Below are 14,726 nucleotides of genomic sequence, written 5' to 3' on the forward strand. Positions count from 1 at the left end.
TGAGCGTTTACAGCGGAATGTTCCCGTGCTTGCGCCACGGGTTTTCCAGTTTCTTGTCTTTGAGCATGACCAGCGAGCGGCAGATGCGCTTGCGCGTTTCGTGCGGCAGGATCACGTCGTCGATAAAGCCGCGTGCGCCCGCCACAAAGGGGTTGGCAAAGCGGGCTTTGTACTCGGCTTCCCTGGCGGCGAGTTTGACCGGATCGCCCTTGTCTTCGCGAAAGATGATCTCGACCGCGCCCTTTGCGCCCATGACGGCGATCTCGGCATTCGGCCAGGCAAAGTTGACGTCGCCGCGCAGGTGCTTGGAACTCATCACGTCATAGGCGCCGCCATAGGCCTTGCGGGTAATCACGGTGATTTTCGGCACGGTGCATTCGGCGTAGGCGTAAAGCAGCTTGGCACCGTGCTTGATGATGCCGCCGTATTCCTGCGCCGTGCCGGGCATGAAACCGGGCACATCGACAAAGGTAATCACGGGAATGTTAAACGCGTCACAAAATCGCACAAAGCGCGCGGCCTTAATGCTGCTCTTGATGTCCAGGCAACCGGCCAGCACGACGGGCTGGTTGGCGACGATGCCGACCGACTGGCCTTCCATGCGGGCAAAACCGATGATGATATTTTTCGCGTACTCGGGCTGAATCTCGAAGAAATCGCCATCATCCACGGTTTTGGTGATCAGCTCCTTCATGTCATAGGGCTTGTTTGCATTTTCCGGCACCAGCGTGTCCAGACTCATGTCCATGCGGTTGGCCGGGTCGGCGCTGGGGCGGACCGGCGCTTTCTCGCGGTTGTTCAGCGGCAGGTAGTTGTAAAGGCGGCGCAGCATCATGAGCGCTTCAACGTCGTTTTCAAAGGCCAGGTCGGCCACGCCGCTCTTGGTGGTGTGGCTAATGGCGCCGCCCAGCTCCTCGGCTGTCACTTCTTCATGCGTGACGGTTTTCACCACTTCAGGGCCGGTAACGAACATGTAGGAGCTGTCCTTGACCATAAAAATGAAGTCGGTCATGGCGGGCGAATACACCGCACCGCCTGCTGAGGGCCCCATGATCATGCTGATTTGGGGAATCACGCCGCTGGCCATCACGTTGCGCTGGAACACATCGGCATAGCCACCCAAAGAAGCGACGCCTTCCTGAATGCGCGCACCGCCCGAGTCATTCAGACCAATCACCGGCGCACCCACTTTCATCGCCTGGTCCATCACCTTGCAGATCTTTTCAGCATGGGCTTCACTCAAGGCCCCGCCAAACACGGTGAAATCCTGGCTGAAGACGAACACCAGCCGGCCGTTGATCATGCCGTAGCCCGTGACCACGCCGTCGCCCGGAATCTTGTTGTCAGCCATGCCGAAGTCGGTGCAACGGTGTTCGACAAACATGTCCCATTCCTCGAACGTGCCTTCGTCCAGAAGCACTTCAAGCCGTTCACGCGCGGTCAGTTTGCCCTTGCCATGCTGCGCGTCAATACGCTTTTGCCCGCCGCCCAGGCGGGCCGCAGCGCGCTTCTTTTCAAGTTGACCAAGAATTTCCTGCATGATTCTCTCTCTTTCAGTTCTTTGTTATCCGCTATTTATTCAATAGCTGCTTATGACCGTTGTGCATGGACTGCAAGCAGGTTTCGTGCTGCAGTAGAGGCTGGGAGACGGCCGCTTTCGACTTGTTCAAGCAGGGCCGCCAGCAACGCGCTGACCGCAGGATCCTTGCGAAACGCCTGCTTCAGTCCGCTATCGATGCGTTCCCACATCCATGACAGGGCCTGGTGCTGGCGGCGCGCGAGCAACTTGCCGTTGGCCGTCTGCAGGGTTTTGTATTGCGACACTGCCAGCCAGAAAGCATCCAGGCCTTTGCCCTGCAACGCGCTGAGCTGGATCACCTGGGGATGCCAGTTTTTGTCAAAGTCGGCAGCCTGGGCAGCGCCCATTGCGTTGTTGACCAGGCCAAACAGCCGCATGGCCGACTTGATCTGGGCCTCCGCGCGCATCGCGGCATTGGCATCGATGTCGGCCTTGTTGATGATGACCAAGTCGGCCAGTTCCATCACGCCTTTCTTGATGGCCTGCAAATCGTCGCCGGCGTTGGGCAACTGCATGACCACGAACATATCGGTCATGTTGGCCGCCGCCGTTTCGCTCTGGCCGACGCCGACGGTTTCAACAATCACCACGTCGTAGCCCGCCGCCTCGCACACCAGCATGGCTTCACGGGTTTTTTCTGCCACACCGCCGAGCGTGCCGCTTGACGGGCTGGGGCGGATGTAGGCTCGCTCCTCCATCGAGAGCTTGTCCATGCGGGTTTTGTCGCCCAAAATGGAGCCACCGGACACGGTTGAAGAGGGGTCGATGGCCAGTACGGCAACGCGGTGCCCCCGCGCAATGAGATACAGGCCCAGCACTTCAATGAAGGTGGATTTGCCGACGCCCGGCACACCGCTGATGCCCAAACGCAAGGACTTGCCGGTGTGCGGCAGCAAAGCAGTAAGCAATTCGTCGGCCTGCGCACGGTGGTCGGCGCGGGTTGATTCAAGCAGGGTGATGGCTTTGGCAATGGCGCGGCGCTGCACGGCGGCATCGCCTTGCAATACAGCCTCCAGCAAAGGTCCCTGGTTCACTTCAAGGCAGCCCTGATCTGCTCCAGCACATCCTTGGCACTGGCTGGAATCGGCGTCCCGGGTCCGTAGATGCCCTTGACGCCTGCTTCGTAAAGCATTTCGTAATCCTGGCGCGGAATCACGCCGCCGACAAACACGATGATGTCATCGGCCCCTTGCGCTTTCAGCGCCTGAATGATGGCGGGAACCAGCGTCTTGTGACCGGCGGCAAGTGTGGAAACACCCACGGCATGCACGTCGTTTTCTATCGCCTGGCGCGCGCACTCTTCAGGGGTCTGGAAGAGCGGCCCCATGTCCACGTCAAAGCCAAGATCGGCAAAGGCCGTGGCAACAACCTTGGCACCCCGGTCATGGCCGTCCTGGCCGAGCTTGGAAATCATCACGCGCGGACGGCGCCCTTCAGATTCAGCAAATGCGCTGATTTCGCTCTTGAGCGTTTCCCAGCCTTCGGCCGAGTCATAAGCCGCGGCGTAGACGCCGCTTACCTTTTGCGTATCGGCGCGGTAGCGCCCGTAAACTTTTTCCAGCGCATCACTCACCTCGCCCACCGTGGCGCGCAGGCGCACCGCCCTGATGCTCAGGTCAAGCAAATTGCCGCTCTTGTTTTCAGCGGCGGCCGTCAATGCATCCAGCGCGGCCTGCACCGCGAGCGTGTCGCGCTCGGCCTTGATGGTCTTCAGGCGCGCAATCTGCCCGTCGCGCACGGCCACGTTGTCAATGTCGCGCGTCTCGATCAGGTCTTCGGTGCTCAGCTTGTATTTGTTGACACCGACGATCACGTCCTTGCCACTGTCGATGCGCGCCTGCTTCTCGGCCGCGGCGGCTTCAATCTTGAGCTTGGCCCAGCCGCTGTCCACGGCTTTGGTCATACCGCCCATGGATTCGACTTCTTCAATAATCGCCCAGGCGGCGTCAGCCATGTCCTGGGTGAGTTTTTCCATCATGTAGCTGCCAGCCCAAGGGTCGATCACATGTGGGATGTGAGTTTCTTCCTGGATGATGAGCTGGGTGTTACGGGCAATGCGGGAGCTGAACTCCGTCGGCAGCGCAATCGCTTCGTCAAAGCTGTTGGTGTGCAGCGACTGGGTGCCGCCGAACACGGCCGCCAGGGCCTCAATGGTGGTGCGCACGATATTGTTGTAGGGATCCTGCTCGGTCAGGCTCCAGCCGCTGGTCTGGCAATGAGTGCGCAACATCAGGCTCTTGGGATTCTTGGCGTCGAACTCCTTCATGATGCGGCACCACAGCAGGCGCGCTGCGCGCATTTTGGCCACTTCAAGGTAGAAATTCATGCCGATGGCCCAGAAAAAGCTCAGCCGGCCGGCGAAGCCGTCGACATCCAAGCCCTTGCCCAGCGCGGTTTTGACGTATTCCTTGCCATCAGCCAGCGTGAAGGCCAGTTCAAGCGCCTGGTTGGCACCCGCCTCTTGCATGTGGTAGCCGGAAATCGAAATCGAGTTGAACTTGGGCATGTGCTGCGCCGTGTACTCGATGATGTCGCCGATAATGCGGATGCTGGGTTCGGGTGGAAAGATATAAGTATTGCGAACCATGAACTCCTTCAGGATGTCGTTCTGGATGGTCCCGCTCAACTGGTCCTGGCGCACGCCCTGCTCTTCGGCGGCCACTACGTAGCCAGCCAGCACGGGCAGCACGGCACCGTTCATGGTCATGGACACGCTCACCTTGTCAAGTGGAATCTGGTCGAACAAGATCTTCATGTCCTCGACGCTGTCAATCGCCACACCCGCTTTGCCGACATCACCCGTCACGCGTGGATGATCGCTGTCATAGCCCCGGTGCGTGGCCAGGTCAAACGCGACGGACACGCCCTGCCCGCCAGCGGCCAGCGCCTTGCGGTAAAACGCATTGGATTCCTCCGCGGTCGAAAATCCGGCGTATTGGCGAATCGTCCACGGTCGAACCGCGTACATCGTGGCTTGCGGACCGCGAATAAAGGGCTCGAAACCTGGCAAAGTGTTGGTGTAAGGCAGTTCCCTGATGTCCTCAGCCGTGTAAAGCGGTTTGACGCTGATGCCGTCTGGCGTATGCCAGGTCAACGCGTTGACGGCGCCACCGGGCGCTGATTTGGCCGCCGATGTGGTCCAAGCTTCCAGGCTGGCCGCCTTAAATTGGGTGGGCTTTGAGCTCATGGTGTTTTCCGCAGTCCTTGTTGCGCTTGGCAGAATGTCCCGGCCTCGGCAAGGCTGAATCACACGGCAGAAGCAGTCGTTCACAGTAGCGGTTAGTTTACATTATTTATAATTATTAACTCATAATACTTTATTGAACCTACAATTCCCGGCCATGGCTGAACTTTCCTTGTCCCCCCGCGCACTTTACGTTGAAGTCGCCGAACTACTGCGCCAGCGAATTTTCTGTCGCGAACTGATGCCGGGCAGCTGGATTGACGAACTGAAGCTGGCCGATGAATACGGCATCAGCCGCACGCCCTTGCGAGAAGCACTGAAGGTGCTCGCGACCGAAGGCCTGGTGACCATGAAAGTGCGGCGCGGCGCTTACGTCACAGAGGTATCTGACAGCGATCTGGCCGATGTCTACCACCTGCTGGCTTTGCTTGAAAGCGATGCCGCCGCCGTGGTGGCCACCAAGGCTACCGAGCTCCAGCTCCAGGAACTGCAAGACCTGCACAACGAGCTGGAAAAGGCAGCGAGCAACCGGGAGCGCTTTTTTGAAATCAACGAAACCTTTCACATGCGCATCCTGGCGATTGCCAACAATCGCTGGCGCGACCAGATGGTCGCCGACCTGCGCAAGGTGATGAAGCTGAACCGGCATAATTCGCTGCTTAAGAGCGGACGCATTGAAGAATCGCTGGCAGAGCATCGCGCCATCATGGCGGCGCTGGCTGCGCGCAACGTCGATGCCACGGTGCAGACAATGCAGGCTCATTTCAGGAACGGGCTCGAAGCGGCCGCCTGAAGTAAGTTTTTTGCTCTGTTTAACTAGCACATCGTTCAAGGGCTCCGGCTACCACCGCCAGTTTCACATAAAAATCTACCGGTGCCAGCCCTTGGTAAACAAGGATTTATGTCAGTGGATAGAAATGCTCACGTATTTGCGATAACTGACCAAGGGGGGACAACAGGCCCCATTTCTGGCTGAGGTTGTTTAGCGCCAGAGAAAAGAGTTCGAACACCGCGTCGTGAGTTGGAATCGCGGAAGCTCTTCAAACCGTCCACGCAGGCGATGAAAATGTCTTGAACGCCACGGTTCCTGAGTTGGGTGAAGACCTGCAGCCAGAACTAGGCGTCTTCCGCTTGGGCCATTCAAAGCCCCAACATCTCCTGGATGCCCTCCAGGTTGACGCCAATGGCCCCGGATTATCGAACAGGCCAAAGGAGGACTTGCTGATCGGCGAGCCTTCAACGCATAGAAAGGCATCTGTTCCATCGTTTGTTTAAGGCACTCGGCAATCGAAGACTTGCCGCCATCGACCGGACCCGGGGGATAAAAAATCTGCTTTTTCTCTCCCAGGCCTTGTGCAGCATGCCGGAAAGACAATTGACAGAGCGGAAAGCGAGCAAAAAATTTTGCGGCATGAGATCGGCGATGCAAACACGCCAATCCAATCCAATCTCATCCCGACCAGCTTCAATGAACATTTTCTCAGGCGGTTTTCTGTGCATCGCCGTGTGCCAGCAGCATTACATCCCGTGGATGCGCGGCTTTGAGCTTGTGATCGCTCCAGACCTGGCGCCAGCGCCGCGCGCCAGGCAGACCGTGGCGCAAACCGAGCATATGCCGGGCAATTGAACTCCAGGGCGTTCCGTGTGCCGTGGCTTCCCTTGCCATGTAATCCACCATTTGTCTCTCGACCGATTCGCGAGTCAGATCACGCGGTCTGGTGCCGAAAAACGCTTCATCCCAAGACGCCAGCCACCAGGGGTTGTGATAAGCCTCGCGACCAATCATCACCCCGTCCAGCTCACGCAACTGTCCCGCCACTTGTTCACCGGTGACGATACCGCCGTTGACACAAATGGTCAGCTGCGGAAAATCACGCTTCAGACGGTGCACCAGTTCGTAGCGCAGCGGAGGCACCTCCCGGTTCTCCTTTGGAGAAAGGCCCTTGAGCCAGGCATTGCGCGCATGCACGACAAAGGTATGGCAGCCTGCCTCGCTGACAGTACCGACAAAGTCACGCACAAATTCGTAGCTTTCATCCTTGTCAATGCCAATGCGGTGCTTCACGGTAACCGGCACGCTCACTACATCCACCATGGCCTTCACACAGTCTGCCACAAGACCCGGCTCAGCCATCAGACAAGCACCAAAAGAGCCGCGTTGCACACGCTCACTTGGGCAACCGCAATTGAGGTTGATTTCAACGTAGCCCCGTTGCTCACCGAGTCTCGCGCAGTGGGCGAGGTCGGCAGGCTCGCTGCCCCCCAGCTGCAGCGCCACAGGGTGTTCTTCGGCATTAAAACGCAGGTGTCGCTCCACGTCGCCGTGAATTAATGCGCCGGTCGTCACCATCTCGGTGTATAGCAGCGCATGGCGTGACAACAGCCGATGAAAGTAGCGGCAGTGCCTGTCCGACCAGTCCATCATCGGAGCAACGCTCAGTCGCCAAGTATTAATGACGGAAACACCAGTGGCAGTGGCGACAAAATCGGGGTTGGGCAGATAAGGAGCTGGAGCTGACATGACCACTATTTTCCCAGAAAGCCATTCGCCGCGAACGACCGCCCGAGGTTTGCAAGTTGGCGTCTGACATGCGAAGTCGCCGCCGCCGTCAACCTTTTCGCGCGGTAACCTGCACCTCCAAATAGAAAAGAACGTTTTGGCGGGCACAACGGGCCTGCCGCGTGGCCCACAAGGCAGGTAACATAAGCTTTCGTAGGCCCCTTGCAAGTGATGCCTGATCCATGGTTAATTCCTGAAAAATATGACCGCCATGCTCAAATCTTTTTTTACGTCCACTGCGGTCATCTTGGCTTGGCGCAAGTGCTCGCTATTGCCGGGCCTGGCGGCTTCGTTGGCTCTGCTCGCGGCGTGCACCTCCGTGCCGCTACCAATCTGGAAACCCGCCGCTCCCAGTCTTCCGCCAAGCGTCACTTTGGCGCCTGCGCCCCTTGTCTCCGCGCAACCAGCCATCGTCCAGACTTCCCCGGTCAATCGGCCCACCGTGCTGGCGGTACCGGAACCGGTACCCTACAGCGCCGCCGTCGCCGCCCGGTTTTCCGAACCTTCGGTCCGATACAGCACTCCTGGCCTGCAAGCGGGCCGCACGAGCTTCACCACGCAAGCTGAGAGCCACGACTGGCTGCGTGATCAGGCGGCAGCACTTTCCCGTTCCGTCGGCGTTAAAGCGACGGTTCTCACCATAGGCCGATCCCAGCGTGGCGAAGCCCTGGAAGCGCTGGTATTAACCCGGGGAGCTGCAACAGACCCAGCGGCACTTCTGGCGACGGGGCGACCCACCGTATTGCTGATCGGCCAGCAGCATGGCGATGAGCCGGCTGGTAGCGAAGCACTTCTGGTGATTGCAAGGGAGCTCGCACAAGGATTGCTGCAGCCAGAGCTCGAACGCATCAATGTCGTGATTGTTCCGCGTGCCAATCCCGACGGTGCGAACAGCGGCCAGCGCCTGACCGCCAGCGGGCTGGACATGAACCGCGACCACTTGCTACTCAACACCCCTGAGGCGCAGGCGCTGGCCAGGCTGACGCGCGACTACCAGCCTACCGTGGTGGTCGATGCGCAGGAATACACCGTCGTGGGACGCTATCTGCAGAAGTTCGGTACGGTACAGAAGTTCGACGCGCTGCTGCAATACGCCAGCACAGCCAATCTGCCCGAGTTTTTGACCAAGGCCGCCGAAGAGTGGTATCGCCGCCCATTGCTGGCCGCACTCAAGGATCAGGGCCTCACGAGCGAGTGGCACTACACCACCTCGACCGACCCTGCGGACAGGAAAGTTTCCATGGGGGATGCCCGGCCCGACACTGGCCGCAACGTCGATGGCCTTAAAAATGCCATCAGCCTGCTGGTGGAGACGCGCGGCGTAGGCATCGGCCGACTGCATATCCAGCGGCGCGTGCATACCCAGGTGACGGCGCTGACGAGTGTGCTGGCCAGCACCGCGCAACGCGCCAGCCAGCTTGGCCAACTGCGACCCTACCTCGACAAGGAGGTCAGCGCTCGCGCGTGCAAGGACGAAGCGGTGGTACAAGCAGCACTTACACCGGCCCAATACGATCTCGTCATGCTCGACCCGGCAAGCGGCGCGGACAAGTCCATCACCGTGGACTGGGACTCAGCCCTCGCCTTGCAAACACTCAAGAGACGCGCTCGCCCCTGCGGTTACTGGTTGTCGGCATCGTCGAAAACAGCCGTGGAGCGGCTTCGCCTGCATGGCGTGCAGGTGTTGCGGATGTTGGAATCAACTGCCATGCTTGGCGACGTCTACCGCGAAACCAGCCGCGTGGACGGCACGCGGCAAGATGTGGGAGGCAGCAATGCCGATGCCGCGCCTATCGTCAAGATCGAAGTGGCGCTGATGCGCGGTGTCATTGACGCACCGGCTGGCAGTTATTACATCCCTCTGAACCAGCCACTGGCAAACCTTGCCATCGCCGCGCTTGAACCTGACACGCAAAGCAGCTATTTCGCGAACCAGCTGCTGGGAGGTTTGGGAAACAGCGCTCGCGTGATGTCCGAGCCTTCGCTGAAAGCCGAAGAGTTACCCTGAACGACATTCTCTTAACGTCTTTTTGTAGCAGGGCGCAACCCCTCAAGAAAGTGAAATAGGCCTACAGACAGGCTAATATTTTCGTGTCTTAATTCTCAGCTCAACTTTAGAAGGATTAACATTGAAAACATTTGCGCTCGACCCAAAAATGTTGACCCTGCAAGGTGTCTTTTATCCTACTGGATACGCTTTAGTGCTGTTCCCCGAAATGAGTGACGCTGAACAGGCTGGGCGTGAGCTCGAAGCTTCGGGTTTTGACGGGCAGGACATCATGCTGATACCTCCAAAAGTGATCTTGAAGGAAATTGGCAAGATCGACGGCGAGTCCGATGTGGTGCTGCCTTCGGTAGGAACCGAAGGCGCAACGGTGCGCAAATATGTAGATCTCGCCCGTGAAGGCCATTGCGCCTTAATGGTAAGGGCGCCCTCGGACGAAGATACAAAACGCCTGATGGCCGTTGTCGGGCGTTTACCGTTTTCGTATGGCCAGAAATACCACATGCTGGCAATAGAAGATTTGGAATGATTTGCCGACGTAGTTGCGCTTTTCGTCGCGGCATTTGAAACTCTTACTGCCGACCAAGCCAAGCTCTCCAAAACTATTGAATTGCCGCCATTTACTACCAAATTGATAGCTGGATAGGCCGGAAATATGTGGACGGCGGGCAATTTCTTTAATAATCACCACTATGGTGGGCCAGGCTTTCAAACTTGGTGATGCGGCTGATAAACGCCAGTTTGACAGTCCCGGTCGGACCATTTCGCTGTTTGCTGATGATGACCTCGGCCACGCCTGGCTCCTTGCAGGCTTCCTTGGTGTAGTACTCATCGCGGTAAATAAACATGATGATGTCGGCATCCTGCTCAATGGCGCCGGATTCGCGCAAGTCACTCATCATGGGTCGTTTGTCGGTGCGTGACTCCACCCCCCGGCTGAGCTGTGAGAGCGCAATCACCGGGCACTGCAACTCCTTGGCCAGCATCTTCAGCCCCCGTGAAATTTCGCCGACAGCGGTGGCGCGGTTTTCTTCGGCCATGCCACTCGACACGCTCATGAGCTGAAGATAGTCCACCACGATCAGGCCAAGTTTGCCGCACTGGCGCGCCAGGCGCCGGGCATTGGCACGCAGTTCGCTGACCGTCAGGCCTGCACTTTCGTCAATGTGCAGCGAGATGTTGCGCAACTTCTCGATCGCCTCGGTCAGGCGCGGCCATTCTTCATCGGTCAGCGCGCCAGTTCGCAGATGCGTCTGGTCAATCCGGCCGATGGAGCCGACGATACGCACAGCCAGCTGCGACGCGCCCATCTCCATCGAAAAAACGGCGACCGGCAGACCCTCATTGAGCGCCACGTGTTCCGCTATATTGATCGCAAGCGCGGTTTTACCCATCGACGGTCTCGCGGCGAGAATCACCAGATCACCGGCCTGAAACCCGGAGGTCATGCGGTCAAGGTCATAAAAACCGGTCGGTACCCCGGTGACATCATTCGGATTTTCCGACATCTCGGTGACGCGATCCAGCAGGTCCACCACCAGCGTGTCCATGCTCTGGAAGCCCTGCTGCATGCGACCGCCCTGCTCACCGATGTTCAGGATTTTCTGCTCGGCTTCATCGAGAATGGTCGTGACCGCCTTGCCTTGCGGGTTGAAGGCGTTGGTGGCAATTTCATCCGAAGCTGCAACCAGCTTGCGAAGAATCGAGCGCTCGCGAACAATCTCCGCGTAGCGCCGAATATTGCTGGCGCTCGGCACATACTGGGCGAGCGCATTGAGGTAGCTCAGGCCGCCAATTTCATCGGCTTTGCCCAGGCTTTGCAGGCGCTCGTAAACCGTGATGATATCGGCAGGCTTGGAGGCGTTAATCAGCGCGCCCACGGCAGCGTAAATGAGCTGGTGCTCGTGGCGGTAGAAGTCCTGGTCGGCAAGCAGGTCGCCCACCCGGTCCCACGCGCTGTTGTCAAGCAAAAGCCCGCCCAAAACGCTGGATTCACCTTCGATCGAGTGCGGCGGAATACGCAGCTGGGCTATCTGGCGGTCGGCGCTATAGCCCGATTCGGCGAAGGTTGAAAGTACGGCAGACATGGAGTTCCTTGGGGAGAGGGTGAATGTTACGCTGAGCCCCTGGAATCACACGGGATAAGGCTGTGGACAAGCTGGGGAAATCAGGTGGAAATCAGGCTTGGAGATGTGCACAAGCCCAAGCGCCGACAAACCGGCCTTGGGGCGCGCCGTTTGCCCATGAAAAAAGCCGCTCCGAAGAGCGGCTTTCAGGGTGACGCGGTCGCGGTTTAAGCGGTTTCGCCGTAGACAGTCACCGTGATGTCAACCACTACGTCGGTATGCAGTGCAACGCTCACGGCGTGGTCGCCCACAGTTTTCAACGGACCGTTGGGCAGACGGATTTGCGATTTGACAACCACAAAGCCTTGCTTGGACACTTCGTGAGCGATATCCGCGTTGGTGACAGAGCCAAACAGGCGGCCGTCAACACCGGCTTTTTGCGTCAACTTGACAGTGGTGCCGCCAAGCTTTTCGCCTTGCGCCTGCATCTCGGCAAGCTTCACAGCAGCTGATTTTTCAAGTTCAGCGCGTTTGACTTCGAATTCCTTTATGGCCATAGCCGTGGCGCGGCGGGCGCGACCGAAAGGAATCAGAAAATTGCGTGCGTAGCCGTCTTTAACTTTGACAACGTCACCCAGATTGCCCAGGTTTACGACTTTGTCGAGCAGAATGATTTGCATGGTCGAATCTCCTTACAGGCTCTTGTGCTGGTCGCTGTAAGGCAGCATCGCGAGAAAGCGAGCGCGCTTGACGGCGGTGTTAATCTGACGCTGAAAAATCGCGCGGGTGCCGGTCAGGCGTGCGGGAATTATTTTTCCGTTTTCAGAAACGAAGTCGCGCAGTGTATCGATATCTTTGTAGTCGATTTCTTCAACACCAGCGGCGGTGAAACGGCAAAAGCGCTTGCGCTTGAACAGCAGGGATTGGGTATTGCGCTTGGGGCGCTTGTCTTTATTGAAACGTTTTGGTCCGGCCATGATGGACTCCTTAAGTGGGGTTCGGTACTTGCTCCGCCTGATTTAACGGGTGAAGAGCTTGGATATGAAAAACAATGCCTTTGCTGGTGCGTGCATTGACGAGAAATCCGGTGAATCTGAAAGCTTTACCAAGGGTCAGCTGGGCTGTTTGTTCAGCCAGCGTTCCGAAAGCAACCGCTTTGACCGTTAACTTGACCTTCCTGGCGACCCCTGTTTCTAGAATCTCAGACTCGTGTTCGAGAATGACATTGACGGCAGGGATTCCAGCGGGAGTGTAGCGAAGAGGGCTTAGCTCGGCGATACAGGCGGTCAGTTCAACGTGATTCACCGCAAATCTTGGAAAGCGGCAGCAAGGCGTTCAACAACAAGAAGCGACTTACGCCGCAAACTCCTGCTGCTGGGTTTTACGGGCTTCTTCCCTCTCGACGTTGCGCATCATGAGGGACGGGCCGGTTTCAGCCTTTTTCTTCGCCACGGTCAGGTGGCGCAGCACGGCATCGTTGAACTTGAACGCATGTTCAATTTCTTCCATCACGGCCTGGCTGGCTTCGATGTTGATGCAGAGGTAGTGCGCTTTTGCGAGTTTCTGAATCAGGTACACCAGCTGGCGACGGCCCCAATCTTCAACACGATGAACGGTTCCGCCGCCGGCGGTAATCATGCCCTTGTAACGTTCCAGCATGGCTGGGACTTGCTCGCTTTGATCCGGGTGGATCAGCAAGATGATCTCGTAATGACGCATAAAATCTCCTTTTGGATGGGAATTAAAGCTGCCCCAGCGTCGTTAAGGGTGCAGCAAGGCGAAGCCTATGATTATAGCCCGACACAAAGCCCGGATGCGCAGGGGATTATTTCGGGTCGCCGAACGAGCCGCCTCAAGGAATTCCGCCCGTCGGGTAGGACGCGCGGTACGTGAAGTTTCAAGCTTGTAGCAATATCAGTTAAAGAGTTACCGGATCGGAATGCTGCATGCCGCCGAAAAGCGAGCACACCAGAATTCCGCCCAGATCAAGGAAATTCCGAGTTCGAACGCGATTTCGGTCAGATGGGCGGTAATCAGCCCTACGACATTGATTTACGCCAAAAACTAGGCGAAGGGGTGCAGGATGGCTGCACCCACAACGATGAGCCTGGGCGGATCCCCACCGTAGCGTTCGCCCAGAAATCAGGGATGGTGAATTGGCCAAACTTTCGCAGGTAAGGTGCCAGTACCAGCGCGACCAAACAATAACCGCCAGTCCAGCGCAGGATCCAGGGCCTGCCCGGCAGTTGCCACAAGCCATAAAGCGGATCGCTGCGCTGCGCTGACCGCGAAATGCGCCCAGCACCCACTGGCCGAACGGCGCAAGCAGCGCAATTTAGGCGACCGGCGTGCCCAGGAGCAGAGGGTCAGCAGGGCAGGCAAGGCAGATGCTTCCGATGGTCATCGTTGACAGTCGCCGGTGGCTGATTCGAAGCGCTCAAGTCCGCAGGGGTTGTCCTTGATCGTTCGCGCAAGGACTCAGTTCGCCAATTGCTTCCAGGTATCAATTACGGTATCGGGGTTGAGCGAGATTGAACCAATGCCCTGCTCCTTGAGCCAAAGCGCAAAGTCCGGATGGTCGCTCGGACCCTGACCGCAGATGCCGACATATTTTCCCTGGCGCTTGCACGCCGCAATGGCCAGGCTGAGCAGGGCCTTCACGGCTGGATCGCGCTCATCGAAGTCCTTGGCCAGAATTTCCAGGCCCGAATCGCGGTCCAGGCCCAATGTGAGCTGGGTCAGGTCGTTCGATCCGATGGAGAAGCCGTCGAAGTATTCCAGGAATTGGTCGGCCAGCACGGCGTTGCTCGGAACTTCGCACATCATGATGACGCGCAGACCCTGCTCCCCGCGTTTGAGGCCATGCGCGGCCAGCAGATCGGTCACAGCCTTCGCCTGCCCCAGCGTGCGAACGAAAGGCACCATCACCTCCACGTTGGTCAGGCCCATGTCGTTGCGCACGCGCTTGAGCGCTTCACACTCCATGGCGAAAGCCTCGCGGAAATCTTCGCTGATGTAACGAGCGGCGCCGCGAAAGCCCAGCATCGGATTTTCTTCTTCCGGCTCGTAGCGCGAGCCGCCAATCAGCTTGCGGTATTCGTTGGACTTGAAGTCAGACAGGCGAACAATGACTGATTTGGGCCAGAAAGCCGCCCCGATGGTCGCGATGCCCTCGGTGACCTTGTCCACATAAAAAGCGCGCGGTGAAGCATGGCCGCGCGCCACGCTTTCAACCGCTTTTTTCAGGTCAACATCGACATTGGGGTAGTCCAGGATCGCCTTGGGATGTATGCCGATGTTGTTGTTGATGATGAACTCCAGCCGCGCCAAGC

Annotated in this window: 13 protein-coding genes and 3 pseudogenes; 3 read left to right on the top strand and 13 right to left on the bottom strand. The window is 58.0% G+C overall.

Features of this window, described 5'->3' with window-relative positions; translation table 11 throughout:
- Nucleotides 1-7: 7 nt before the first annotated feature.
- From HHJ19_RS06940 to scpA, 3 genes are read right to left on the bottom strand one after another with little or no spacing between them, the layout of a single operon-like run.
- The gene (locus tag HHJ19_RS06940) at nucleotides 8-1,540 is read right to left on the bottom strand and encodes an acyl-CoA carboxylase subunit beta (protein ID WP_296905298.1); all 1,533 of its coding nucleotides are present in this window, start codon (nucleotides 1,538-1,540) and stop codon (nucleotides 8-10) included.
- A 50-nt stretch (nucleotides 1,541-1,590) separates the two neighbouring features.
- The gene (meaB, locus tag HHJ19_RS06945; RefSeq protein WP_296905299.1) at nucleotides 1,591-2,613 is read right to left on the bottom strand and encodes a methylmalonyl Co-A mutase-associated GTPase MeaB; all 1,023 of its coding nucleotides are present in this window, start codon (nucleotides 2,611-2,613) and stop codon (nucleotides 1,591-1,593) included.
- Nucleotides 2,610-4,766, bottom strand: a complete 2,157-nt coding sequence (gene scpA / locus HHJ19_RS06950; RefSeq protein WP_296905301.1) for a methylmalonyl-CoA mutase — start codon at nucleotides 4,764-4,766, stop codon at nucleotides 2,610-2,612. The genes meaB and scpA overlap by 4 nt, the downstream gene beginning before the upstream one ends.
- 154 nt (nucleotides 4,767-4,920) lie before the next feature.
- Here scpA and HHJ19_RS06955 point away from each other — a divergent pair, with 154 nt between their 5' ends.
- Nucleotides 4,921-5,556: a GntR family transcriptional regulator gene (locus tag HHJ19_RS06955; protein WP_296905303.1), complete on the top strand. Its 636-nt coding sequence runs from the start codon at nucleotides 4,921-4,923 to the stop codon at nucleotides 5,554-5,556.
- 230 nt (nucleotides 5,557-5,786) lie between these two features.
- Here HHJ19_RS06955 and HHJ19_RS06960 read toward each other — a convergent pair.
- From HHJ19_RS06960 to dusA, 3 genes and pseudogenes are all read right to left on the bottom strand, one after another.
- Nucleotides 5,787-5,951: pseudogene (locus tag HHJ19_RS06960) on the bottom strand (transposase); the annotation flags it as partial.
- Between the two features lie 11 nt (nucleotides 5,952-5,962).
- A pseudogene (locus HHJ19_RS06965) lies at nucleotides 5,963-6,132 on the bottom strand (hypothetical protein); the annotation flags it as partial.
- Nucleotides 6,133-6,243: 111 nt separating this feature from the next.
- Nucleotides 6,244-7,188, bottom strand: coding sequence for a tRNA dihydrouridine(20/20a) synthase DusA (dusA, locus tag HHJ19_RS06970; protein WP_296905319.1), 945 nt, complete (start codon nucleotides 7,186-7,188; stop codon nucleotides 6,244-6,246).
- Nucleotides 7,189-7,534: 346 nt separating this feature from the next.
- Between dusA and HHJ19_RS06975 the strand changes: the two genes are divergently transcribed.
- Nucleotides 7,535-9,331 carry a M14 family metallopeptidase gene (locus HHJ19_RS06975; protein WP_296905305.1) on the top strand — a complete coding sequence of 599 codons (1,797 nt, stop codon included), beginning with the start codon at nucleotides 7,535-7,537 and terminating at the stop codon, nucleotides 9,329-9,331.
- Nucleotides 9,332-9,452: 121 nt separating this feature from the next.
- A complete protein-coding gene (locus tag HHJ19_RS06980; RefSeq protein ID WP_296905307.1) occupies nucleotides 9,453-9,857 on the top strand; it encodes an RNA-binding protein in 405 nt (134 codons plus the stop codon).
- A gap of 148 nt (nucleotides 9,858-10,005) precedes the next feature.
- On the opposite strand, the gene dnaB is transcribed toward HHJ19_RS06980, so the two are convergent.
- From dnaB to HHJ19_RS07015, 7 genes and pseudogenes are all read right to left on the bottom strand, one after another.
- Complete coding sequence (dnaB, locus tag HHJ19_RS06985) at nucleotides 10,006-11,415, bottom strand: replicative DNA helicase (RefSeq protein WP_296905309.1); 1,410 nt, start codon at nucleotides 11,413-11,415, stop codon at nucleotides 10,006-10,008.
- Nucleotides 11,416-11,621: 206 nt separating this feature from the next.
- Nucleotides 11,622-12,074: a 50S ribosomal protein L9 gene (gene rplI / locus HHJ19_RS06990; protein WP_296905311.1), complete on the bottom strand. Its 453-nt coding sequence runs from the start codon at nucleotides 12,072-12,074 to the stop codon at nucleotides 11,622-11,624.
- A gap of 12 nt (nucleotides 12,075-12,086) precedes the next feature.
- Nucleotides 12,087-12,371, bottom strand: coding sequence for a 30S ribosomal protein S18 (rpsR, locus tag HHJ19_RS06995; RefSeq protein WP_026779352.1), 285 nt, complete (start codon nucleotides 12,369-12,371; stop codon nucleotides 12,087-12,089).
- A 10-nt stretch (nucleotides 12,372-12,381) separates the two neighbouring features.
- Nucleotides 12,382-12,699: a primosomal replication protein N gene (gene priB / locus HHJ19_RS07000; RefSeq protein WP_296905315.1), complete on the bottom strand. Its 318-nt coding sequence runs from the start codon at nucleotides 12,697-12,699 to the stop codon at nucleotides 12,382-12,384.
- Between the two features lie 48 nt (nucleotides 12,700-12,747).
- Nucleotides 12,748-13,113 carry a 30S ribosomal protein S6 gene (gene rpsF / locus HHJ19_RS07005; protein ID WP_296905317.1) on the bottom strand — a complete coding sequence of 122 codons (366 nt, stop codon included), beginning with the start codon at nucleotides 13,111-13,113 and terminating at the stop codon, nucleotides 12,748-12,750.
- Between the two features lie 223 nt (nucleotides 13,114-13,336).
- A pseudogene (locus tag HHJ19_RS07010) lies at nucleotides 13,337-13,625 on the bottom strand (cation acetate symporter); the annotation flags it as partial.
- 247 nt (nucleotides 13,626-13,872) lie between these two features.
- A partial coding sequence (locus tag HHJ19_RS07015; protein WP_366929386.1) for a putative PEP-binding protein occupies nucleotides 13,873-14,726 on the bottom strand: 854 nt, incomplete at its 5' end.

Source organism: Polaromonas sp. (assembly GCF_012927415.1).
In the GTDB taxonomy this organism is placed as follows: domain Bacteria; phylum Pseudomonadota; class Gammaproteobacteria; order Burkholderiales; family Burkholderiaceae_C; genus Polaromonas.

Excerpts from the sequence above, each read along its gene's own strand:
- HHJ19_RS06940 (WP_296905298.1), bottom strand. The coding sequence starts at position 1,540 with ATGCAGGAAATTCTTGGTCAACTTGAAAAGAAGCGCGCTGCGGCCCGC.
- scpA (WP_296905301.1), bottom strand. The coding sequence starts at position 4,766 with ATGAGCTCAAAGCCCACCCAATTTAAGGCGGCCAGCCTGGAAGCTTGG.
- HHJ19_RS06955 (WP_296905303.1), top strand. The coding sequence starts at position 4,921 with ATGGCTGAACTTTCCTTGTCCCCCCGCGCACTTTACGTTGAAGTCGCC.
- dusA (WP_296905319.1), bottom strand. The coding sequence starts at position 7,188 with ATGATGGACTGGTCGGACAGGCACTGCCGCTACTTTCATCGGCTGTTG.
- HHJ19_RS06975 (WP_296905305.1), top strand. The coding sequence starts at position 7,535 with ATGCTCAAATCTTTTTTTACGTCCACTGCGGTCATCTTGGCTTGGCGC.
- dnaB (WP_296905309.1), bottom strand. The coding sequence starts at position 11,415 with ATGTCTGCCGTACTTTCAACCTTCGCCGAATCGGGCTATAGCGCCGAC.
- rplI (WP_296905311.1), bottom strand. The coding sequence starts at position 12,074 with ATGCAAATCATTCTGCTCGACAAAGTCGTAAACCTGGGCAATCTGGGT.
- rpsR (WP_026779352.1), bottom strand. The coding sequence starts at position 12,371 with ATGGCCGGACCAAAACGTTTCAATAAAGACAAGCGCCCCAAGCGCAAT.
- rpsF (WP_296905317.1), bottom strand. The coding sequence starts at position 13,113 with ATGCGTCATTACGAGATCATCTTGCTGATCCACCCGGATCAAAGCGAG.